23 protein-coding genes and 2 CRISPR repeat arrays are annotated in these 21,511 nt (G+C 35.4%); of the genes, 2 read left to right on the forward strand and 21 right to left on the reverse strand.

The window, feature by feature from the left end:
• Nucleotides 1–26 precede the first annotated feature (26 nt).
• From FA584_RS09755 to cas1, 5 genes are all read right to left on the reverse strand, one after another.
• Nucleotides 27–251: a helix-turn-helix transcriptional regulator gene (locus tag FA584_RS09755; protein WP_167749314.1), complete on the reverse strand. Its 225-nt coding sequence runs from the start codon at nucleotides 249–251 to the stop codon at nucleotides 27–29.
• 729 nt (nucleotides 252–980) lie between these two features.
• A complete protein-coding gene (locus FA584_RS09760; protein WP_167749315.1) occupies nucleotides 981–1,475 on the reverse strand; it encodes an outer membrane beta-barrel protein in 495 nt (164 codons plus the stop codon).
• A gap of 422 nt (nucleotides 1,476–1,897) precedes the next feature.
• Nucleotides 1,898–2,693: direct repeats of the CRISPR family, unit length 35 nt; unit sequence GTTTCAATCCCCTTATAATCGGGTCAGTATGTAAT.
• Nucleotides 2,694–2,880: 187 nt separating this feature from the next.
• Nucleotides 2,881–3,147 (reverse strand): CRISPR-associated endonuclease Cas2, encoded by a 267-nt coding sequence (gene cas2, locus FA584_RS09765; RefSeq protein ID WP_167749316.1) that lies wholly within the window; start codon nucleotides 3,145–3,147, stop codon nucleotides 2,881–2,883.
• On the reverse strand, nucleotides 3,144–3,359 hold the full coding sequence (locus tag FA584_RS09770) for a hypothetical protein (RefSeq protein ID WP_167749317.1): 216 nt from the start codon (nucleotides 3,357–3,359) through the stop codon (nucleotides 3,144–3,146). The genes cas2 and FA584_RS09770 overlap by 4 nt, the downstream gene beginning before the upstream one ends.
• 8 nt (nucleotides 3,360–3,367) lie before the next feature.
• Nucleotides 3,368–4,102 carry a CRISPR-associated endonuclease Cas1 gene (cas1, locus tag FA584_RS09775; RefSeq protein ID WP_167749318.1) on the reverse strand — a complete coding sequence of 245 codons (735 nt, stop codon included), beginning with the start codon at nucleotides 4,100–4,102 and terminating at the stop codon, nucleotides 3,368–3,370.
• Nucleotides 4,103–4,221: 119 nt separating this feature from the next.
• Here cas1 and istA point away from each other — a divergent pair, with 119 nt between their 5' ends.
• Entirely contained in the window at nucleotides 4,222–5,334 is a 1,113-nt protein-coding gene (gene istA / locus FA584_RS09780) for an IS21 family transposase (RefSeq protein ID WP_167749319.1), read from the forward strand.
• Complete coding sequence (istB, locus tag FA584_RS09785) at nucleotides 5,325–6,143, forward strand: IS21-like element helper ATPase IstB (RefSeq protein WP_025344704.1); 819 nt, start codon at nucleotides 5,325–5,327, stop codon at nucleotides 6,141–6,143. Before istA ends, istB begins: the two co-directional genes overlap by 10 nt.
• 24 nt (nucleotides 6,144–6,167) lie before the next feature.
• Here the strand turns inward: istB and FA584_RS09790 are convergent, their stop codons facing one another.
• From FA584_RS09790 to FA584_RS09860, 16 genes are all read right to left on the reverse strand, one after another.
• Entirely contained in the window at nucleotides 6,168–6,359 is a 192-nt protein-coding gene (locus FA584_RS09790; RefSeq protein ID WP_167749320.1) for a hypothetical protein, read from the reverse strand.
• Nucleotides 6,356–6,577, reverse strand: a complete 222-nt coding sequence (locus FA584_RS09795; protein ID WP_191342046.1) for a hypothetical protein — start codon at nucleotides 6,575–6,577, stop codon at nucleotides 6,356–6,358. The genes FA584_RS09790 and FA584_RS09795 overlap by 4 nt, the downstream gene beginning before the upstream one ends.
• Nucleotides 6,578–6,614: 37 nt before the next feature.
• Nucleotides 6,615–6,866, reverse strand: coding sequence for a hypothetical protein (locus FA584_RS09800; RefSeq protein WP_167749322.1), 252 nt, complete (start codon nucleotides 6,864–6,866; stop codon nucleotides 6,615–6,617).
• 332 nt (nucleotides 6,867–7,198) lie between these two features.
• The gene (locus FA584_RS09805; protein ID WP_167749323.1) at nucleotides 7,199–8,203 is read right to left on the reverse strand and encodes a helix-turn-helix transcriptional regulator; all 1,005 of its coding nucleotides are present in this window, start codon (nucleotides 8,201–8,203) and stop codon (nucleotides 7,199–7,201) included.
• Nucleotides 8,203–8,586, reverse strand: coding sequence for a CRISPR-associated protein Csx20 (gene csx20, locus FA584_RS09810; RefSeq protein ID WP_167749324.1), 384 nt, complete (start codon nucleotides 8,584–8,586; stop codon nucleotides 8,203–8,205). The genes FA584_RS09805 and csx20 overlap by 1 nt, the downstream gene beginning before the upstream one ends.
• A gap of 69 nt (nucleotides 8,587–8,655) precedes the next feature.
• Nucleotides 8,656–10,185 carry a TM1812 family CRISPR-associated protein gene (locus FA584_RS09815; RefSeq protein ID WP_167749325.1) on the reverse strand — a complete coding sequence of 510 codons (1,530 nt, stop codon included), beginning with the start codon at nucleotides 10,183–10,185 and terminating at the stop codon, nucleotides 8,656–8,658.
• Between the two features lie 15 nt (nucleotides 10,186–10,200).
• Nucleotides 10,201–10,983 carry a TM1812 family CRISPR-associated protein gene (locus FA584_RS09820; RefSeq protein ID WP_167749326.1) on the reverse strand — a complete coding sequence of 261 codons (783 nt, stop codon included), beginning with the start codon at nucleotides 10,981–10,983 and terminating at the stop codon, nucleotides 10,201–10,203.
• On the reverse strand, nucleotides 10,980–13,043 hold the full coding sequence (locus tag FA584_RS09825; protein ID WP_167749327.1) for a TIGR03986 family type III CRISPR-associated RAMP protein: 2,064 nt from the start codon (nucleotides 13,041–13,043) through the stop codon (nucleotides 10,980–10,982). The genes FA584_RS09820 and FA584_RS09825 overlap by 4 nt, the downstream gene beginning before the upstream one ends.
• Nucleotides 13,040–13,426 (reverse strand): TIGR04423 family type III CRISPR-associated protein, encoded by a 387-nt coding sequence (locus FA584_RS09830; protein WP_167749328.1) that lies wholly within the window; start codon nucleotides 13,424–13,426, stop codon nucleotides 13,040–13,042. Before FA584_RS09830 ends, FA584_RS09825 begins: the two co-directional genes overlap by 4 nt.
• Complete coding sequence (locus FA584_RS09835) at nucleotides 13,423–14,676, reverse strand: RAMP superfamily CRISPR-associated protein (protein ID WP_191342047.1); 1,254 nt, start codon at nucleotides 14,674–14,676, stop codon at nucleotides 13,423–13,425. Before FA584_RS09835 ends, FA584_RS09830 begins: the two co-directional genes overlap by 4 nt.
• Nucleotides 14,669–16,054 (reverse strand): hypothetical protein, encoded by a 1,386-nt coding sequence (locus tag FA584_RS09840; protein ID WP_167749330.1) that lies wholly within the window; start codon nucleotides 16,052–16,054, stop codon nucleotides 14,669–14,671. The genes FA584_RS09835 and FA584_RS09840 overlap by 8 nt, the downstream gene beginning before the upstream one ends.
• On the reverse strand, nucleotides 16,051–16,578 hold the full coding sequence (locus tag FA584_RS09845) for an RAMP superfamily CRISPR-associated protein (protein WP_167749331.1): 528 nt from the start codon (nucleotides 16,576–16,578) through the stop codon (nucleotides 16,051–16,053). Before FA584_RS09845 ends, FA584_RS09840 begins: the two co-directional genes overlap by 4 nt.
• On the reverse strand, nucleotides 16,575–17,966 hold the full coding sequence (locus tag FA584_RS09850; RefSeq protein WP_167749332.1) for a Cas10/Cmr2 second palm domain-containing protein: 1,392 nt from the start codon (nucleotides 17,964–17,966) through the stop codon (nucleotides 16,575–16,577). The genes FA584_RS09845 and FA584_RS09850 overlap by 4 nt, the downstream gene beginning before the upstream one ends.
• A 56-nt stretch (nucleotides 17,967–18,022) precedes the next feature.
• Complete coding sequence (gene cas6 / locus FA584_RS09855; RefSeq protein WP_167749333.1) at nucleotides 18,023–18,850, reverse strand: CRISPR system precrRNA processing endoribonuclease RAMP protein Cas6; 828 nt, start codon at nucleotides 18,848–18,850, stop codon at nucleotides 18,023–18,025.
• Nucleotides 18,851–19,058: 208 nt separating this feature from the next.
• Nucleotides 19,059–19,505: a CRISPR direct-repeat array (repeat unit 36 nt; unit sequence GTTTCAATCCCCTTATAATCGGGTCAGTATGTAATT).
• A gap of 868 nt (nucleotides 19,506–20,373) precedes the next feature.
• Entirely contained in the window at nucleotides 20,374–20,496 is a 123-nt protein-coding gene (locus FA584_RS14725; RefSeq protein ID WP_256431163.1) for a hypothetical protein, read from the reverse strand.
• A 78-nt stretch (nucleotides 20,497–20,574) separates the two neighbouring features.
• Complete coding sequence (locus tag FA584_RS09860; protein ID WP_167749334.1) at nucleotides 20,575–21,507, reverse strand: YajG family lipoprotein; 933 nt, start codon at nucleotides 21,505–21,507, stop codon at nucleotides 20,575–20,577.
• Nucleotides 21,508–21,511: the final 4 nt, after the last annotated feature.

Below are 21,511 nucleotides of genomic sequence, written 5' to 3' on the forward strand. Positions count from 1 at the left end.
AGATTTTCTTCCTATCTTCATAAAGGTTACTGTATTTGCACCAAATACTGAGCTACACCATGTACTGGGAACTTCACAGGTGCACGATTTCCAGTACCTATTTTTTTGAAAGGTGGAAACAGCTTTGGATACTGTTTACGCTTTCTATCAACCGTTGATATGCTGATATTTAACACTTCAGCCACCTCTTCTCTTGTAAGCATATAGCCATACTTTTCTAACAATTTTTGAACCAAAAGTTCAACGTCCATCGACAATCCTTTTGTTGATGAACGCATTATGTTAAACATTGTTTTGCTTCATGGCATAAAATAGGCATGAAGACTTTTTTAACATGGTATATAGTTAAAACCTATACCAACTATGCTTCTGACAATTAAATTCTAAAGATCTAAAAGGAGCTTAGATCCTTCTTTCATTTTCCTCCATTGTGTTTGTTTAACACAACACGTTACCTGCTAGTAAAAATTTAACAGATGGCATAATTAAAGCATAGTAATTATAAAAAAATTATTAATCAAAATGCTTCAAAATGCCCTTTAAATAGACTTTTTGTTAGTTTGTCAACAACGGTGTTGACAAAATTCATTTGTAAAATATTGCTATTGTTCAAAAAAGAGTCAGTCTTTAAACTAACTCTTTTTTTGTAAACATAATTGACTTCTCAGTTTTAGTCACTCTCCAATTCAATTAAAGGCTAGGAGGCGATCTTCAACTTAAAAATCTCTGTAGAATTTTGTACTTCGGCTAATAATCCTTGAAGTTAATATTGAATTTTATCAATATTCTTAGTATAAAAGATACTAAATTTCATATTGTATTATTAACGGATACTGGGCGCACTTTATTTAAGATTGTTTTAGCAACATCAAGAGTTATTTCTTGGTGTAGGAATGAAGCATAAGTAATAATACTAGTAATCACGCAGAGATCTTCATCTATATTTTTAGAAAAATGGAGGGAGCATTACGCTCCTTGTTTTAAAATCTATACTTAAGATTCAAACCAATCGTATCAAAGTCATAATCCTTATAATCACTCCTACTCATATGATAGGTCTTATACTCAATCGCTGTTATAATATGCTGAGTTATAGGATATTCCATACCCGCGCCATAGCCAAGCCCATAACCACTTGTGCCGTCTAAATCTTGGAGTTTGTACCCACCAATAGCATAAACATTTAACTTATCCCAAATGTTGTAGCCCAATTTTAGGTCGCCATTGAGTCCATAAATGTGTGTATCGCTTATAGTAGCAGTCTCCAAATCAAAAGAAACACCGAAAAAAACTTTATTATCGAAAATTCGATTGACCCCATACCCTATTGTATAGTTAGCTCCATCACCTCCATCATTTATCGATAAATGAGACAACCCCACATGGAGGTCATAGTAAAAATCTTCTGCAAAGATAGGTGATGAAAAAGTAGCGATTGCCACACCACCCACTAAAAAGCGTTGTATAAATGTCATTTCAATTCCTTAGACTATTGTTGATGATGCATGTATGATTTCTCATAGTTACATGCACTCTATTGATGTTGAATCGTGTCATCGCCCACAAAAACCACTCTTTCAAAAGACTCTTTCCCTTTTGTCGAGTGCTATCGTAGAGTAAGTGTGAGACAAAAACTGTCAAAAAGCGAGGTAAAAATAGAGAGAAATTGGATAGTTGAGATGTTTACATGTAAAAAGATTTATGGATTGAGGAGTAAGTGTTGCAACGTAATCAGATCTATAATCTTTTGATCAGCAGAATCAGGATAGTTTTTAAAGAGTATAAAACCTAGAGTTTGCAGTTTTTCAAGAAGATGTGGAAGTAATGGGCACCTTGAGATAGCATAGAGCTTTTCAGGCGTACATTTCACTATATTTTTAAAATGTTCTAGGTTCGAAAGCAAATCCCCTTATAATCGGGTCAGTATGTAATCAAATCAAAAAGTAGAAAAAGCTATGGTTTATCCGTTTCAATCCCCTTATAATCGGGTCAGTATGTAATAATCTGCTGATGTTCTTTTTGAAGAACAAGAAATGTTTCAATCCCCTTATAATCGGGTCAGTATGTAATCAGAATTTATGGGTTACAGTAACCACAATACTATGTTTCAATCCCCTTATAATCGGGTCAGTATGTAATTGGTGATGCTTGGGATTGCACGCTTGATGAGATGTTTCAATCCCCTTATAATCGGGTCAGTATGTAATTCATTCAGAAAACTTAAAAGATTCTGATGGTTGGGTTTCAATCCCCTTATAATCGGGTCAGTATGTAATTAAAATTTATTAAAAGGAAATAAAATGATTAAAGTTTCAATCCCCTTATAATCGGGTCAGTATGTAATTCATGAACCTTTTCCTAAGCTAAAAATTCTTCTAGTTTCAATCCCCTTATAATCGGGTCAGTATGTAATAAAGTAAATGTAAAAGAAGATGGTAGAAAATCTCAGTTTCAATCCCCTTATAATCGGGTCAGTATGTAATCGAAAATGCGTCTAGTTATTTTAGCTGTTTTGACGTTTCAATCCCCTTATAATCGGGTCAGTATGTAATATCATTAAATTATTAAAAGGAGTTCCAATGTTATCTTGTTTCAATCCCCTTATAATCGGGTCAGTATGTAATAGAAACATTACAATGGTTTATTACAAATCAATCAGTTTCAATCCCCTTATAATCGGGTCAGTATGTAATAGCAGAGAATGCCGATACTATCGCACTTTCATTTCTTAGGTAAACCTTACATGATGAAAAATGGCACTTTTTTAAGGTTAAACGCCTTGCAAACGCCCTTTTTTGCATCAATAATTTCTTAAACGAAACTTTCACGTTAACCATTTCTTGCTTTACAGAGTGCATTGTATAGTTTTCTCTCTTAGAGTTATATCAAAAGAAACGGTTCATCAAGATTGGTTGCAGAACCAAAATGAAAACCATTTGATTTAATGGTATAGAGTCTGACATCATCGTGTGCCTTGTCGATGCATTGTTCTATCTTTTGTACCAAAATGTCCACTTCATGAGAAGTTGGTTCTAAAAGTAAAAAGATGCTGTTTTGGATACGAAACGCCTCTTTTTCTAAAAGTTTTGCAAGCTTGGCTAAGCGTTTTTTATCGCTGATGTCATAGCATAAAAGATAGTTTTTCATACTGTCTGTATCCTCTCATAACGTGCTAAAATCATTCCTCTTGCATTAATAAAAAAGATGTCAAGGTACTTAGACAACTCATAGGCGGTGGCAATATTCAAATCAATCTCTTTGTGCAGATACAGTGAGCGCAATTGTGCGATGCCATAGATTTGTGATAATACACCATCACTCACTTCTATGTAGCTACCTTTGAGATTGACCTGTAGCATTTTGTTTTTTATAACAAGGCATCGTTTTTCTCTAAATTCTTCTTCAGCATAACTATTTGCCTGTTGATTTGTGGGTTGAGCGAATTCATAAAAGGTTTGAGGTGTGTCCATAGTTGTCTCCTTGTGTCATATTTCAGATAAACACCATTTTTACATGTAAAGTCTTCCGCATGAAGTATTTGTTTTAAAAAAAGTTCTGCTACAAAACAGTTTATACTAGCTCTTAACGGTTCTAAAAGATCGCTACTCAGAGCAAAATGACTTCGCAACGGTGTATGCAAATAGCTCAAACTCGGATCAAACCCTCGCATATACAGTTTTGCCGTAATAGCATAATACGAAAGAGTATAGATATAACTGAGCATCGCATTTATAGGATCAAGCGGAGGATTTTTGCTACGAAATCCTTTAGTAAGCGATTTTTCAAATAGTGAAAAATAGTGAGCAAAGTAACGCTTTGCAAATGCTCCTTCAATACCCATGACCTCTTCTATACTTTGAGCTAATGCTAAATGGGTTAATGTTTCATCAATGCTTATTGTTATATCAAAATGCTCCAATGAGGCTTTATGTGTTGTAAATTTATCAAAAAGCAATTTTTTTGCAATCGAAAGATTATTCGATAAATTGGCATACTGAAGTGCTTTTAACTCTCCATTCTTTGCCATAGCAGGTAATGTCAATGCAAACTGTTTGCTGTCTTTCGTAAGGTATAAAATAGGCACATTGGCGTTGGCTGTCAAACGAACTGCTAAACTGGTCAGTAGAAAATGTAATTTGAGAGTTGCATTTTGATTTAAAACCTTAAAGAACCAAGTTAAATTGGTTAAACTCCATTTTCAATTTTTTGGAAAGGAGTTGAATGTTAAAAAAAGGTGAAATTAAAATGATAAAGAAGTTTTTAGCTGAAGGGTTTAGTAAAAGTGCCATTGCTAGAAAGTTAGGTATTTCAAGAGAAACTGTAAGGCGCTATGCCAATCTTCCAGATGATTATATTCCCCATATCAATAGACCTCCTGTGATTAACAGTGTTGATCCTTATTTGCCACATATCGCCAAGATGTTAGAGACGGCAGAGCAGCAGAAAAGTGAAATACCCTTAACCGTCATTTATGAAGAGATTAAGAAGCTTGGATATGATGGAAGTCTAAGGTGGCTTCAACAAGTCATACTAAGATATGAGCTTAGAGCTCGAGCCAAATTAGATGAGCCTATTATACGCTTTGAAACCAAACCAGCCCAGCAGATGCAAGTTGACTGGGTAGAGTTTCCCAAGGATAATTTATCCGCCTTTGTAGCGACGATGGGTTACTCTAGAGCATCTTATGTGGAATACGTTAATAATGAGAAGATTGAGACCTTGATAGGGTGCCATATGAACGCTTTTGCCTACTTTGGTGGTGTTCCAAAAGAGTGTTTATATGACAATATGAAAACTGTCATATTGTCACGAAATGACTATGGTAAAGGTGATCATAGATTCAATCCCTTGTTTGCTGACTTTGCCAAACACTGTGGATTTAGTATCAAAGTATGCAAACCCTATCGCGCTAAAACCAAAGGAAAAGTTGAGAGATTTAACCATTATCTGCGGTATAACTTTCATAATGGATTACGAGTGAGACTCTCTATGAAACATTACACATTAACGCTTGATAATGCAAATGCGGAAGTTCTAAAATGGTTGGACAATACCGCCAATAAACGCATCCACCAAACGACATTACAGATGCCATTTGAGTTGTTAGCACAGGAGCAGTTACAGCTACTTCCTGTGCCTAAAGCCTATCAAGGAATCCACCCTAAAGCTTTGATTGAAAGTGTAGCTAAAAAATATTCCCCAATCAATTCTCACAAAGACTTGGAAAAATTATATATCCCCAATAGAGACATTCAATGTTACGATGAGTTTATACCCATGGTTGCAAACATCATCCTTCCTGTTGGATTTTATGGTGGTGCATTATGGAGTTAGATACCTCTATCGATGAGTTATGTAAAGAACTCAAGCTCTCTATCATAGGCGAAAAATATCATGATATTGCCAGTATGGCAGCTAAAGAGAATTGGCAATATACACAGTTCTTGGAGGAGGTATTACGAGTGGAAGTAGATAATAGACTAGGAAGGTCTAAAAATATGTTGACCAAACTCGCAGGATTCCCAGTTATTAAGACATTAGAGCAGTTTGATTACACTTTCTCCGTTGGCGTGAACCGTAAACAGATTGAAGAACTCTCAAGCCTAATATTTGTTAAAAAGTATGAGAACATCATCCTCTTAGGTGAAAGTGGTGTGGGTAAAACACATCTTGCTATTGCGCTAGCACTCAAAGCGGTGCAACATCGCTATAAAGTAAGATTTACCACCATAAGTGAGCTTTTAAGTAATGCAAATAGAGCCAAAAAAGAGAAAAAATATGATAGCTTCTTGAAATCTATCGCCTCTCCATCGGTACTTGTCATTGATGAGATTGGATATTTCAATATGAGCAAAGAAGAAGCCAATCACTTTTTTCAAATTATTTCTAAACGCTATGAAAAAAGCTCTACCATTTTTACTTCAAATCTTGTATTTAGTAAATGGGTTCAAGTCTTTGCAGGAGATAAAATCGTTACAACCGCTATATTAGATCGAGTGTTACATCACTCACATATCATCAATATTCAAGGAGATAGCTACCGACTTAAAGAGAAGAAACAAACAGGAGTTTTACACTCAGAAATCTATAAGTTTGAAGCTAAATCTTCAAACATAGAAGGTCAAAATCAAGAGGTGGTTTAAGTTTCAATTCGCAACTTTTTTACACTATAAACTGACCAGTTCTGCGCTTCGCTTGACATTGGCAATCTGAATAATGCTTTTTGTATCAATGCAGACTGAATCTGTTATGACTAACATATCAACCAATTTTATAGGTATACTCTGCCCTGCTGTATAAAGCTTGGAAGCTTTGTAAGTCACCTCTGTTTTATCTTTATCGATGATGATAGTATTCATAAAATAATCATTCCTTCTTCAAATATTACGTCTATGGATTTGCCGATGTACAAAGGATGCTCCTCGATTTCAATGAGATTGATTTTATCTTCGGGCGCGCTATGGGGTGATAACGTAGTCAATAATACTTTGGCTTCTTTTCGGGAAAGTGGCATTTCAAGAGCAGATTTCTGACCGCCAAGAGCAAATGGATAACTAATCTTGCGAATCTTATACAAACGTTTTCCATTAAAAATATCGTAACAAAGTAGATAGTTATGCATCATTATTTTGAGCTCTTGCCTCATAATATTGCGCTAGATAACGTTTATAATAATGCTCACATAGCATACTCAAAATCAATGTTACACAAATAGCTATTCCATTTTTCAATGTCAAGATACTCTCTTGCACCAAAAGCTGATAAATCATTAAAACCAAAAGTGTGTAGAAAACTTTATGTAATGCGTAATACAGTTTTATTTTGTAGGTCAAATGCACTAAACTAAAATTTATCCATTGTCTCATTAAAAATCCTTTTACTTTTTTTATAAATACCTAATTCAACCGCCCTGTAATGGATCGATAAGTAGCATAATAAACAATAGATGCGACAAAAACTGTCAAAAATAGAAAATTATGCACAAAAAGCGAAGAAAATAAAAAAGTGAAAAGATAGCAGTCATTTTACATGTAAGATTTTGAGAGTCTACTACGGTAAAGGCACGCTGACAATACATCATTTGAACAAAAAAGGTTTTGCACGTACCATCAAGTTTGTTTCAATCCCCTTATAATCGGGTCAGTATGTCATTTCTTACATGTAAGGTTTTGACATATTAAAACTTGGAACTCTTTCGTTAGCCTTGTTGAGCCAAGGCTTTTTGGAGCTCTGTTTTGTAGAGTATTCTCAGCTCTTTGGGTTCTAAAATTTCTAGCTCAGGAAGCCACTGTTTAACAAACGGTAAAATTTCGATTGGTTGGGTATAGTCTACACTAAAGATCACACTACCATCACTTGGTGCTTCAATAAATTTCTGCGATGCAAAAAATGGTTTCATCTCTTTTAAAAAGTAACGGCGGATGGAAGGTGATGCTTTTAAAACCGCTGTTTTGAGTGCCACACCTTGCAAACTCATCGCATTTTGCATACTCTCAAAATAGTAGCGGTACTTCGCAAGAACATGCTTTTGATAGGTCGTTTTGGCGGAATAACGTACCTCTTTGATAAATGCAATCCGCAAAAGCCTTAACTCTTCATTTGCTGTTTCAATGGCAAGATACCAGTTGTTATTGGTAAAAATGAGCTTGAGGCATTTGACACTTTCAACTGTTTCTTCATTGTCATAACGATAGATAATCGTTCGATACTCGTGATGTTTAACGGCAATTTTTAGTTGAGAGAAGAGACGTTCATGCTCATCTTGCAAATTTTCAAAAGGGTTCGACTTAAAAAGAAACACCTCTTTATCTTGAGCGATGGCTTGCTCTATCGCCTCTTTTTCACTCAATGAGAGTTGTTTTAAAAATCTAGGATTATTCTCATTAATAAGCGTTAAAATCCAACTAAGCTCATTGCTCTCTTCAAGGAAAAAACGCAATGTTTTCGAAATGTCTTGTTCTTTATTGGGGACACGATAAACCGATACTTTTTTGCCGTGAAGATACTTTTGTTTTTTTTCAGAAACGAGAATGTCCCCATACAAACGGTGAATATCTTCTAAATAACGCCTAAGTGTGCGTTCATTCACCCCAAGCTCATCTAAAATGCGTTCATTTTGAGGGTAGAGCTCTTCTCCCTCGTAAAGCTTTTGCATCAGCGTAAAAATGTGAATAATCTTCTTCTCAGTTGTTGTACTTTTCATCAGGCGTCCTCATACTCTCTAAATCTTACATGTAAAAACTCTCGCTGTGTCACCACAGAGCCATCAACCATCTTTTGTGTCGCAACGCGCTTCGTGGTTGCATAAAGCGGAGTAAGTCCTAATTTTTTCGCAAAACAGACCATATGGTAGGTCGCTCCAAAGTCTCCTTGCACCAGAAGATAATCGCCTCTACTGGCGTCTTTTAAAAGCCTACTTTTATACGACGCTAAGGCAGTTATAATGCTTGAGACGTCAGGATCAAATGATGACCAGTTGGTATCATTGAGTGAAATAATCTTCTCAATACCTAGTACTTCATGCGCTTGACTTATTTGAGAAGGTAACATCTCATGGTTCATAAGCACAAATAATTTTTTTATCATTAACTCTCTTTTTCATTAGTTTATAGCGACGTACTAACAAACAGTGTCTTTTACTTCATTATTTTTGGATTATTTAAAATCTTGATAAAACGCGTCCATATAATGCCTTGCTTCTTTTGGATCATTTTTATGCTCAAAGTAGTGATACAATATATCAATTAACCTATGCTGTTTTTCACTCATATTTTTAGGTATATTCCATTGAGGTGGAATCTCTTTTTGATAGAGTTTTAAAATGCGTTTCTCTTCAAAAACATTTTTAAATAACACAAAAGGAAATAACTTTAAAAACATTGTATTTGCTTTGAGTTCAAACAGTGTATAGTCGTATTGACAAGGGGGAGATGTTCTGTCACTAGGTTTGATTGTGGCAAATAAATTTTGTTCAAAAACAAGAGTGTGAAATGTTGCAAAAAGCATCTCTAGTGTTGAAGTAATCGTTTCATGAGCATTTTCACCATACGCATGAGCAAAATCATTGCGAAGTTGACGCATTTTTTGTTGCAACGAGGAAAACGCATCAAAAACAACTTTGTTAGAACACACAAAATACGCATCAATTTCTTCTGACATCAATGTCGAATCACGTTTGCCTTTTTCAATAAAATCCATCATCGATTTTGTCACATGATACGCATCTGTCCCTGATGGAATACACAGGAGTTTTTTGGAATGCAATATATTTTGAATATAAAGTGGTAGCGCTTCATTAATAATCGTAATGGCATTTAGTAAATACCCCTTTTCAAGGAGTAATTTTCCAATTTTATAATAACGTTCATAATCTGCTTTTTTAGAAATAGCTTCCAAATTGATAAGATGTAACCGTATGCCACTTAAAAGCTCTTTGAGCGCTGCTACATGAGGATCAGAATCTAATTCCTCAATCTTTTCTCGTATTTGCCTTGGCAACTCTCTTTCGAAGAGCGTTTGAATGGCATTCGATAAGATATGTTGACTAAAATCTCTTAAAATTTCAAGTAATGGCTTATAGCGATCCGTTCGAAGGACGATAGAGCGAGCAATCGTATAGTTATCTTTAAAAGAGACAAGTGCGTATGCAATGGTTGCAATATCAAGATATTCATTGAGATCAATAATTTTATAATGCTTAGATGGTATCACTTCTTGAGCAAAGAGAATATGTTTTATTTTTTCAGGAGATTTGAGATGATTGACCAAAAGGCTTACTAATGTTAAAAGAGGTAAATGGCGAAAGCCATGGGAAAGATCAATAATGACTTCATCATGCTCCCTGAGTAATTGATTGACGGTGGAAAAATATGCTTCAAACGCTGTATCATCGATGAATTCAAACGAGCACTTTGTAACATCAAGCCCTTCAAAGGACAATACTTCTTTTTGAATTTTTTCAGCAGAAGCCGTTGCGAGTGCAATGATTTGATGCTCTTTGGCAAACGTATCAACCAGCAAAGGCAGCATGTTAATATATGTTTCTTTTGGAGGAGCTATGAGGTATTGCAAAGAGAGATCAACATCATAAACCGCTTTATCAGCGTCTGTTTTTTGAATAAAACTCTTTTCATTAGGATTTGGTTTGGTGGTACCTATCATGCCACATATAGAGATAATTGTCATTATTTTTCTTTTAACTTAATTTGCTTCACTATAGCGTATGTCATACGTTTTTATCTGATAATCTGATGTTGAGACATACTCCAACTCTTTATCATTTGGTATGGCAAAAATGGCAGATGCTAAAGTAACCACTTTGGTGCCTCCTGTAATATCTATCATGATCTCTTTATGTTTGTATTTAGCCTTTGCTAAGTCTTGATAAAGTGTTTCTAAGAGCTCATACACAGCATTACCATCTTCAAAATCAATCACAGAAGGTGTTTGTTCTATCATCGAAATATCACATGTTGGAAGAAGCTTTTGCACAAGGTTTTTAAAAGGTTCATAAATATTTTGTGAATCTTCTGAGCAAATAACAATGACCTTTTTAAGCCTCGTTTTATGATGATTAATCGCAAGTAATGGCATACGAAAATTATTACGCTCTAATTCATCAATACTATTAACGTGCAATACCTCATGTACTTTTGGATTTGCGCTCAAGAAAAGGATAAGTACTTTAGAGGCTTGAGGAGAAGGTTCGATTTCAATATCAACAGTAGGGACATAGCTTTTGGATAGATTTTTAATAAAAAACATAAGCCAAACTAAAAGCCCACTGGATATAAGTAGTTGACAAAAGACTTTCACTTTATCTTCCTCTTTAACGCCCGCAACGACCTCAATTAAGCCATCAGGAAGCCATGAAGCAATAATCATTAAAATGATTGCAATAAGGGCACCCCTTATGGAGAGTGTATTAGAACCAATAAAAGAGGCAACAATCTTTTGTGCCTCACGTTTATGAAATCGTGTCATTTATAACTCCTCATGTTTAACACTTCTAAATAAAGTTTACCTACTTCTTGATCATTCAAATGACCATTATTGTATTGATGAATCATGCGAATTAACTCTATAAAAGAGTGATTATCTTTCAATTTCAAATAAATTTGCTGTTGATCTGTTGGGGTAGTTTGAAATGCACCTTTTAAAAATTCTTCTATTTGATGAGGATGATAAAAAATGCCAAATACTCTTTGCCATGCTTCTGTAATGGTTTTTCGCATCTTTGTTTTTGAAATAATATCAGATGTAGCCACTTGGATAGCCTGTTGTTTTTGAGGAGATGGACTCGTGAAAGTGACAGATACTATATTGTCTAACTTGGAATAGTTTTTTAAATAGCCATTAATCTTGTCATTTTTAGTTTGTGCAAAATCTGCTAATTCCATATAACTTAATTGCGAATTTCTTTGATTGTCTTGAGGAGTCGCCATTGTAAGAAGCTCTTTAAGAATATTGCTACTCATCCAGTTATTAATATTTTCCTTCATCAGTGTTTCAAACTCTTGTAAATATTGTTCTTTATTAGGGTAATGAATTGCGACATTGATTTTCCCATACCCTAATGATTTACCAAGCCCAACATTATGAAATGTATTTGGGGTACTGTGAAATATAAGAGCAGAGAGCAAAGCGCCTATTTCACATTTTTTTAAATTGTGGTATCTCATTTTACCTTTAAAAATAACACCTTCTTTCAAAGGTTTAAAAGATGTCCCAATGGAACTAGTTGGATTATAGGATATTTTACTTTCATCAGGATTGTTTTTGTGGATTGGATACCGTTTTCGTCCGGCTAGCACAAAATTATCATTCATAAAGGTTGAGTAGAGCTTCTCATCTTCTTGGAAGATATAAAAAGGATAAAATGATGCTCGTGGTGTTCCTAAATTTTCAGTTCTTGGGGCTAATTTAACTATTTTTGTTTTATCAATCGCTTTAAAATGACTAAATTGGACTCGACCTTTTAGAGCAGTATCATTATTTACATAGCCAAAGAGTGTTTGTGCTAAATCTAGTTTTTTTTCAAAGTGTGACTTGAAGATTCCATCGTGAATACTTCCGTTATAGGGCAATTTGTAGAGGTAAGAAAGACCAAAATGCTTAATGATTGTTTGGTTTTGACCATTGCTATCTTTTCTCATCTCTTTTTGAAAAAATACGGGTACTTTTTGTCCATTAGCGAGTTTTTCTTTCCAATATTTCCAATCTGGCGATTCTTTTGGCTCCGTTTTTCGTCCATCAAAATAAGCAAATTTGAAATTTTCCATTGTTTCTTTTGATAGTGTTATCTCACCTATTGCATTAAAAAAAACAAATTCATATATTTTTCCATCACCCATTCGCCCATTATCTTTACGTGCACTTGCTTGTCCCGTTAGCACCAATGTACCTTCTAATTTTGTACCTTTGGTGTAGATTTTTTTGCCTTGAGCTTCTTTGGAAAAATCAAATTTTTGTGTTAATTCAATATTGAGTTTTTTTAAAAGATCATATTTGTATTTAGCAGTTTTAAAGTCTGGTTTGTTAATAAAACCACCTTGTTGTGCTTTAAATTTAGATCCAAAATCTTTATGGATATTATCTTGTGAAATTCTTCCCACAACACCACAGTCTTCAATTTTATAATCGTTCCCAACTTTTTTTAACCATCCACAAAAAATTTCTTGTGGTTTCATTCGATTCATATACAAATCTCGATTACGCAAATCTCGAATAGAGTATGTTTTATCATCGACCATATCTGGATTCATTTTACTAAAACTTATAATTTCAAGTACACTTCGCACCATCCCTTTGACTGTGGTTGATGGGATATAATATTCTCCATTATACTGGCAAAATTCTTCTGAAGGTTTATCTCTCTCATCACTATGATTTCGAATGAAGATGGGGCTTTTAGCCGTAATCGTAATGTCTATTTCCCCGCTTTCACTGTCTTCAAACGGTATATCGTGACTCACATCTTCACTCCATGATGGATAAAAAACTTCTTTATTGAGTGGTACAAAATTGTAAGGTGCTGTTATCATTTTCTATCTCCTGCAAAACCTGCAAAAACAACTTTTTTGAGTTTAAGTACGGGTATATTTTCACAAAGTAGGTCGTTCTCTTCTTCCCAAACCTGAGCCATTTTTATCTTAAGGCTTTGCTTCGCATCATATATTTGGGTGTCGATAAGCGAAACATCTTTCGTCTCATCCACAAACCACACATCGTTCATCTGACGAATGGCAATGGAATCTTTTCCATTAAAAAAATGTGCCTCATAAATAAATCCATTTTGAGGGGAAAAAGTAATCGTGCTAGGCGTTGTCCAAATATCTTTGATGGGAGCATCGCTCATCTGGATATACCCTTCATAGCCTTTGAGTGTATTGATATACTCTATGATTTCAATTTGATTTTTTTTCATAAGGCTACTCCATTTTTAGTGATAGTTCCTAAAAAGATGCCATGACCTTTTGTTGTTGCTCCACCAAGTGGAAGCATCCCTGTTGTCACGTCTTTTAATGCTAGCTCAAACGCCTCTAATTCTTTACCTTGAATATCGCTGTGCACTAAAAGTTCAATTTCATACCATTTCTCATCGTTTGCAACTGTTTTTTCTTGAAAAAGAGCACCTTCCATAGCTCCACCCGTAAAGCGATCAATACTTACATGATCAAATGTTTTGGTTTTGCCATGATCGTTTTTAAAACAGTCTGTAATAAGAATTTTTCCTTTTGCGCCATCTATGTTTTGCTTGCTATTTTTTGCCGCACCAAAGAGTGTGCTAACAGAGTCAACACCGTTGCCAGCTTCAATTGTATTGCCATGTAGCTTATTGTAATGATACGTTGTACGATGGGCTAAAGCTCCTTTTATAGAAGAGGCAGGTATTAGTACTTTTTTCTCGCTCAATGCGCGTTTCTCATAATCAATGACCTGTTCATATACGGGTGTCATATCGGCATCATTGTCACTAAAACCACTTCCAAACATAAAAAAGTCATCAGGTTTTAATTGAAGTATATAAGGGGTGTAATCTTTACATGTAATGGTTTCAAGATTGCATTCTTTATCTCCACCAAGAGGTTTATTGAGTGAGCTTGAATATTTTTCAATGTCAAAAAGTCCATACTCAATCTCTATCATTTTAAATTTTCCGAACCCTTTGGTACTTCCACCACCCAAGCGAAAATTAGAACTTCTTAAAAGTCCTATTAACTCCATAAAGAGCTCTTTATTATTATCGATAAATTCAATGCTAAATTTGAAGCGTGTTCCTTTAAAAACGACTTCTTCATCAAATTTTGCACCTTTTTGCGTTGTTCCTTTGGATGTTATCTTGGTGTGTTCGCGGAGGGGAAGGTTCTCAAAAAGCTTTAAAAAATCTGATTTTTGAACACATAAATCTTCATAGACCATCCCTTGTGTATCTGCGATTAAAAGTGCATTTGAGATAATGATTTTGGAGCCATTATTTAGCCCGAAAACATCTGCTGCTTTATCACCATGAAACTCTTTTCGTAAAACGCCCGCTATGGACGTTCCTAAAATCATCGGTAATCCATTCCAATCTTTTTGTACAGGAGAATCTTGGAGAAAGTCCATTGCATTACTACCCATTTTAAGTGGCGTTTGCGCTTCAATGACAATATGAGCTCTGTATCGTTTATTCATCATTTTTGCCTCCCATTTTCATTGCAAGAAGTTTGATAAATGTTTGCTTGTTAATCGCATCATGATCCATTGCTTTCACGAGTGTTTCAACTTGATGTGTCTCCCATTTTTTACTACCACTCCCAATGTACCCTTTGATTTTTTCTATAAAATCATTTTGATTACTGGATGCGATTGAGCGAATATTGCCCCACTGAGAAGAGTTGATATTTTTAAATTCAGCTTTGTGGTTTTTGATAAAATCTGCGACGTTCTTGGCAATTCTGAGCGTATCAATGGTTGTATTATGACGATTGACTAAGAACTGTATTGTGGAGTCTGTAAACGTTTGAGTGATTTTTTGTCGTTCATCCTTTTTCACCTCTTCTGGTTCATTAGATGCAAATGTAAAGCCTTTCTCCATCAAAAAGCTAGGATTAATTATAATTTCACCAAACCCCTCACTTAAATATGCTCCAACACCTTGTTGGATTTGCTTTAATTGTGCATCGGATATATCTTTTAGGACAATCACACTGCCTTTTTTAATGCACACTCTCTCATAATCTTTGGTTTGCCTTTTCGTATTATACGGTGTAAATGTAGACGTTCGTATTTGCGTTTTTTCATAAGCGATCTGTTCTTCTTTTAGTCCCTCACAAAGGTGTTTTAGTTCATACGTTGGGTTACCGCTCTCATCCAGTAAAGCTACTCGGCTATTGCAGTACAAAATAACTTCATTGAGGGGTAAATCTTTCTCGCTAATATTTTCTCTTGCTTGATCTGCCAAATGGGTGATTTTCACTTGCCCATATTCAGCTGATTTGGATTTACCAAGTCTTGAACTTGTTTGCAAAGTCTCTACCATAAGCTTTTCATCTTCAGGCACTATACTGCCATCAACTTTTACCACAAGCTGCCACATGGAACCTTTTTTGATCGCTTTATAGCCATACATAGTGCTATCTAAGCTTTTTCTATTTTCTTTATCATAGGCTGATTTTTGAGAGTAACTGTAGTCTATAAAAACTAGCTCTTTCTCTTTGGTAATGTAACCGCTTCGCAATTGCTTAAGTTGCCCTAATGTCTTAAAATCATCGGGCGTTAATGTATGATGGTTATAAATACGCTCATTTTCAAGTTTTTCATGGACATAAGAATAAGGAACTTTGTAAGTAGGCAGTTTTTCATTTTTTAAGATATGCGCATCACCAAATCGCACTTTGCCACTATGAAAAACCGTAAAACTATCTTTAAAATCATCATACTTTTGTGCGACCATGCCTAAGAAATTACTTCCTGCGATAAAATCTAAGTGGTCTATTTTCCCTTCTGTATTCGATGTGGCAGGCAAGACAATATCACTTAAAAATTCTACATGAAATACTAACTCTTTCATTGGTTCTCCTCCACAAAAAATTCACATCTCCCAAGACCGCGATTACGGTTGAGCCCCATGCGTTTGATCATCTTAAGAGATCGTGTCATTGCTTCTTTATAGTTTTCTGGAAGATCTCTGATTTCCCCACACAGCTCAAGAGGTACAACTACTTCAATTTCCCGTAAACTATTGTCTTCAGCAACACCATTAGTCTCATCTATTTTCGTAGAAGCGATAATATCGTAAAGGTTAGATTGGAGATTCAAAGAACAGATATGCTTTGCTGTTGTTTCCAGAAGTTGTGCATTTGAAAAATAACATTTTCCCATCTCAATACCATTGTTTCCAAAGCAGGTATTGACAAAGTCAGCGTCGTCCAAAGTTTCTGCCATTTCACGACTTAAACCTTTAATAATTTTTCCTGCAACATAAGGCAAATCATTTTGATCTTTAATAACAGTGCTATCCAGTCTTGCCCCAGCACTAAGCCCACTACCAATATGCCAATAATCATAAAATTTCAGTTGATAGCGTAATGTCATGCTTTTGCCTCCGTAACCGATAAAATTTGAAGCACATCGTAAATAAGAGTTTTGTCAAAACCATCTTTCGGAATGATCATAGTCTGTGTGCCTAACGCTGGATGCACTTTTTTGAGTTTCAAATTTAGAGTATCAAGTGCCTTTTTATCATTTTGGGCACTATTTTCATTAATTCTGTCCAATAGATCCTTGGCATAGTGATGACTTTTACTAAGTTCACCTAGCCATTCTCTAAGCCTGCTAATGGGGCTTCCTTCTTGCTGATACACCTTGACAACGTCTATCAAATCTTCAATGCTAGGCTGCCCAACATGTGCTACATAATATGGCCCAAAATCGCAGCGTATCACATCATGATCATTGCGAATGGTTAACTCATCTTCAATAAATTTTTCCCAACTTTGGAAGTTTGAGCTTTGAATATTGTGAAACATAAGGCTCGATGGGGCGAGCTTTTTATCGATATTTTTAGCGTGCTTTTTCGTCGCACCACATAACGCTTCTGCTAGACTAACCGCATAATGGAAAGGGTATTTTTCATTACAAAAAGCAATGCCTGCACATGCTGTGAGTTTATGCCCAGTGTGCATGTACGTAAGAGTTTCAAATTTTTCTAGGAAAGTTCGTGTAAATGCTAAAGCATCATTTGCATCGCAAATAACGCTCATATCATCGCCACCCAAAATGATTTTTCTAATTTTGCCACTTTGTATGACTTTTTTTGCTTCTTCGTATGCTTCATGGGTTGCTTTATCTAATCCTTTTGAAAACACTGGAATATTTGACAGCGTAGGAATTAGCGCACCTAGTCCATTACCATCGGCGTGAATAATGGCTATTTTACCTTTGCTATTTTTTAAGTCAGACAATTGCCCTTTGTTCGTAGGGTTTGCCTGATATTTTTGCGCAGTGGAGACATCCATGCGAATTTCATCATTACCTTTTTTTTCTATTTTGGCGACAGGTCTTGCTGTTTTAGGTGCTAATTCCATGAGATTAATGCTTATATCAAGGGGAATAGATGGCTTGTTTCTTTGTGTTTTGAGCTTTTTTTCAAGTGCGTTAATCGCCTTTTCATACGTATCATATTCAGCCTTTGTCATATCAACAACGGCTTGTGAGAGTGTAATTCCATATGCTTTTTGCATGATTTTTTTAGGAAAATTTTTAACGACATTACGAAGGTTTTCTTCATCATCAAACAGTGCTTTGATATTTCCCGCTGCATTGAGTAAGATGTTTTCATCGGCAACATTGGCAAAGGCTGTAAACTCACCTTCTAAGCTTCTGACAATTTCGCTTGCCCCTATAATTTCTTGAAGTTGATTTGTCTTAAAAATAAACTCTTGTATTCCTTGTATGCTAGCGCCGTATAAATATTTTGCCATTCCCTATCCTCGCTCTTTAATTTTATTATTGTATGCTTATTGCAAGACAAATTCTGTCACTGATGCCCTACTTTGATCTCACCCAACCCAAAAACAGTCTGTTTTCCAACCCCTAGTAACTCCCCGAGTTTTAAAAGTGCGTAACTGTGTTCATCAACATCTTCATAGTCAATCGTTCCCATCATGCCCCCTAAGTGCATCGTGCTCTCTTGCCTATTGGAATAACGACTCAATTCTTGAAATCGAAGATGCGTTCGTAGCTCTTTGTAGCGAGGGGTAAAAGGTAGTTTGGCAAGAGGTATGCCTTTAAGCTCATTGTGACGATTAAAAATGGAGCTTAAAATCTGTTCCAATGTGGGTGTGGTATGGAGTAATGCATTGTTTGATTTGATGCGAAGTGGTGTTAAAAAATGCAACGTAATGTCAGGGAAATACTCTTTTGTTTCAAACACATCTACCACAATCTGGCTCAAGTCAAAATTTTTTCCCGAAGAGACAACAACCCCATTGCATACGATGCGCTCTATCGGTATAAGGTGCCGATTCCACCCTACTCCAATGCGCCCAAACATTGTGTGTAATGCGCTTAGGACATAAGGAAGTTTTTCACATGCCGCCTCAAAAAGATACAAAGAAAAATTGTAATTGTTTTCATGCAATGGTTTCGAAAAGCGATACGCATGCGCTCTATTTTTGATTTCAAAAAAATCATAATAAAGGCAGTTTTGAGTAGCAAAACACCCTTGGCACTCCTGAGTTTTATTGAGGCAAGAGACCGCTTTTAGTGCAACACCAAAAGCACCCCTTAAAGTTGAGCCAAGAAAGTCTAATGAAGTAGTGAAAGAAGAGGAGAAAGTGATGTCGATTTTGATAAAACGTAACACTTAACTCTCCCCATAAAGATAATAAGTATTAAGCCAAAAAGAGTATTACAGCTTGCTTAGTTAGGTATGCTATTTGTAAAAAAGGAGAAAAGATACGGCAAATTTTTTAAGATAGTTGCCTCCCATGGTTTCTTACATGTAAGCAATGATGATGTTAAATCGGGTCAATATGTAATGTAACAGAAGTTGAGCATACAACTGCATATTAGTTTCAATCCCCTTATAATCGGGTCAGTATGTAATTGGTTTTTTCTATGCCAATCTCTCTTCTTCTGGTAGTTTCAATCCCCTTATAATCGGGTCAGTATGTAATTTATCAAGGAGAATAAATGATTGTTTCATTTATGGTTTCAATCCCCTTATAATCGGGTCAGTATGTAATTGGATCAGCAGCAGAATAAAACAATCTTTTTAAGGTTTCAATCCCCTTATAATCGGGTCAGTATGTAATCTGAAGCGGTAATGGAGAATTTGGAAGGTCTCTCGTTTCAATCCCCTTATAATCGGGTCAGTATGTAATCAAAAGACGCAAGATCTGCAGAAATTTTAAAAAGTTTCAATCCCCTTATAATCGGGTCAGTATGTAATCAAAATGCTATCGTACAACGATCCAATTGAAGTTTCAATCCCCTTATAATCGGGTCAGTATGTAATAGCAGAGAATGCCGATACTATCGCACTTTCATTTCTTAGGTAAACCTTACATGATGAAAAATGGCACTTTTTTAAGGTTAAACGCCTTACAAACGCCCTTTTTTGCATCAATGATTTCTTAAACGAAACTTTCACGTTTTATCGATTTATGCTTGTACATACTCCATTTTATATTTTTCTATCTTAGAGTTCTCTCAAATGGGAGATAACTGAAATATAGAGTTAGCGTTAAACTGTCAACTTTTAAGTCATGTAAAATACTATTTGTTGAAAATAAACACCTTTGCATGTAAAGAAGGAATCAAAGAAAAACCATTGCCGCATAACCACAAAAAAAGATATAAAAGCCAAAAAGTTCTATTTTGGTAAAGAAAAAATGTTCTTTCAATTATAGATAATAGCAAATAAGAGTGTCATAAGATTTATTTGTGGGAATAAAATGCCAATATTATATATAGTTCAGTAGAGGTGTTTTACTATTTGGGAATAAAATGCCCATATCCTCTAAAGAGGTAGCATCTAAAATCATTTTTGGGAATAAAACCCCTATATTATGAACGACAGTGAATAGTGCTGTATAAAGGCTTCAAAATCCTCTCTTAAAAAATTAACTGCAATGCTTGAAATCTTCTATCCATTATTTTTGTCACGAAAAGGGCATATATATACTCTGTCACGATAAAAAAAGTTTTGTCACGAAAATAGCCTATACCTCTTATAGAGGTTAAAAAGACAACATGAAAAATTCTATTTTTTTGTCACGAAAATGGCTTATATATGAACGATAGTGAATAGTGATGTACGAAAATCTTTCACAGAGGCTTTTAGAAGAGGTTAAATGTATCTCTTCTGGAGTGTTTATTTTGAGATTATCGATGCTCTTTGTATTGAGGGCTGTATTTAGAATAACCCAGTTCATAACGAAGTTTAGCAATCGCTAGAGCAGCTACAATAAAAGATAATGCGCCAAATATGATATTAAACCATGTCATCGTTAATCCTTCCATGTTTTTGTTTTATGCTTTATAAATTATAGAACAAATTGTTCTAAAACACCAATGGGAAATGTCTTATTCCCCTTTTTTATACTCCAGTTGTTTATCGGTATGTATCAACGTAAAGCTCTGTGCAGGGTTAGCACTGTTTTTACATGTAAAGGTCTCTTGATTCATAAAAACATTGATCGTTGGTGGATTCATAGTCTCTAAACGCATAAAAAGATATTCATCCATCGTAATAGGTTTAAATTGTGTTAAGGCATTCGAAACAAAGAGTTCACCGCCATGATAGGTGCAGTACTTCTGAGCTCCAGTAATACGTTCGTATCTCCAAGGAAAAACAGAGCTATTTTTCTCCAAGTCGAGTAAATCCTCGAACGAAGTGTACTTCGATGAAATTTGGGCATATTTTGTGCCTTTTAGCCATGTTTTTAAGCCAAGGCTTTGTGCTTTATCGTGTTGAATCAGATAAAAACGTGAATAGGTCTCTTTTAGATCTCGTTTATTGCCAAGAATGGCACTTTGATGTAACTCAACGTTATCTTTCATGGAAACGATGGAAAAACCATCATTGGGTGAGAGGCATTGGTAAAATCCTTCGTATTTTCCTAATCCTTGTTCTCGTATAGCGCTTTTATAACTCACATAATCAAGACTGAGCAGGGTTGGACGTGCATTTAAAGCTTGAATTGCTTTATCACCATAAACACTTTTTCCTTTGATGCTTTCACAATAGCCTTTAGCATCATCAAGGACTTCCATGATGTCACGAGCATCTGCCACATTCATTGCTTCATCGTAGGTTCGATACTCAATAATTGATTGATGCTCTCTTTCGGCAATCACATTGTAGTTTATTGTCTCACCACCTCGTTTGAGGGCAATGTATTCTTTTAAAGAAGTTGCTTGCTGCAAAGAGGAAGGATTAGGTTGTGAGGGTGTTGTGGCACAACCGCCAAGAAAAAGTGCTGCTGCTATTAAGGGGAGAACTACTATTGGTTTCATAAGA

Origin of the sequence: Sulfurospirillum diekertiae (genome assembly GCF_011769985.2) — a bacterium.
Lineage (GTDB): Bacteria > Campylobacterota > Campylobacteria > Campylobacterales > Sulfurospirillaceae > Sulfurospirillum > Sulfurospirillum diekertiae.

What these genes read in the sequence shown, in the direction of transcription:
- FA584_RS09755 (WP_167749314.1), bottom strand. Translation starts at nt 251, where the DNA reads ATGGACGTTGAACTTTTGGTTCAAAAATTGTTAGAAAAGTATGGCTAT.
- FA584_RS09760 (WP_167749315.1), bottom strand. Translation starts at nt 1,475, where the DNA reads ATGACATTTATACAACGCTTTTTAGTGGGTGGTGTGGCAATCGCTACT.
- cas2 (WP_167749316.1), bottom strand. Translation starts at nt 3,147, where the DNA reads ATGAAAAACTATCTTTTATGCTATGACATCAGCGATAAAAAACGCTTA.
- FA584_RS09770 (WP_167749317.1), bottom strand. Translation starts at nt 3,359, where the DNA reads ATGCTACAGGTCAATCTCAAAGGTAGCTACATAGAAGTGAGTGATGGT.
- istA (WP_167749319.1), top strand. Translation starts at nt 4,222, where the DNA reads ATGTTAAAAAAAGGTGAAATTAAAATGATAAAGAAGTTTTTAGCTGAA.
- istB (WP_025344704.1), top strand. Translation starts at nt 5,325, where the DNA reads ATGGAGTTAGATACCTCTATCGATGAGTTATGTAAAGAACTCAAGCTC.
- FA584_RS09790 (WP_167749320.1), bottom strand. Translation starts at nt 6,359, where the DNA reads ATGAATACTATCATCATCGATAAAGATAAAACAGAGGTGACTTACAAA.
- FA584_RS09800 (WP_167749322.1), bottom strand. Translation starts at nt 6,866, where the DNA reads ATGAGACAATGGATAAATTTTAGTTTAGTGCATTTGACCTACAAAATA.
- FA584_RS09805 (WP_167749323.1), bottom strand. Translation starts at nt 8,203, where the DNA reads ATGAAAAGTACAACAACTGAGAAGAAGATTATTCACATTTTTACGCTG.
- csx20 (WP_167749324.1), bottom strand. Translation starts at nt 8,586, where the DNA reads ATGATAAAAAAATTATTTGTGCTTATGAACCATGAGATGTTACCTTCT.
- FA584_RS09815 (WP_167749325.1), bottom strand. Translation starts at nt 10,185, where the DNA reads ATGACAATTATCTCTATATGTGGCATGATAGGTACCACCAAACCAAAT.
- FA584_RS09820 (WP_167749326.1), bottom strand. Translation starts at nt 10,983, where the DNA reads ATGACACGATTTCATAAACGTGAGGCACAAAAGATTGTTGCCTCTTTT.
- FA584_RS09825 (WP_167749327.1), bottom strand. Translation starts at nt 13,043, where the DNA reads ATGATAACAGCACCTTACAATTTTGTACCACTCAATAAAGAAGTTTTT.
- FA584_RS09830 (WP_167749328.1), bottom strand. Translation starts at nt 13,426, where the DNA reads ATGAAAAAAAATCAAATTGAAATCATAGAGTATATCAATACACTCAAA.
- FA584_RS09835 (WP_191342047.1), bottom strand. Translation starts at nt 14,676, where the DNA reads ATGAATAAACGATACAGAGCTCATATTGTCATTGAAGCGCAAACGCCA.
- FA584_RS09840 (WP_167749330.1), bottom strand. Translation starts at nt 16,054, where the DNA reads ATGAAAGAGTTAGTATTTCATGTAGAATTTTTAAGTGATATTGTCTTG.
- FA584_RS09845 (WP_167749331.1), bottom strand. Translation starts at nt 16,578, where the DNA reads ATGACATTACGCTATCAACTGAAATTTTATGATTATTGGCATATTGGT.
- FA584_RS09850 (WP_167749332.1), bottom strand. Translation starts at nt 17,966, where the DNA reads ATGGCAAAATATTTATACGGCGCTAGCATACAAGGAATACAAGAGTTT.
- FA584_RS14725 (WP_256431163.1), bottom strand. Translation starts at nt 20,496, where the DNA reads ATGACATGGTTTAATATCATATTTGGCGCATTATCTTTTATTGTAGCT.
- FA584_RS09860 (WP_167749334.1), bottom strand. Translation starts at nt 21,507, where the DNA reads ATGAAACCAATAGTAGTTCTCCCCTTAATAGCAGCAGCACTTTTTCTT.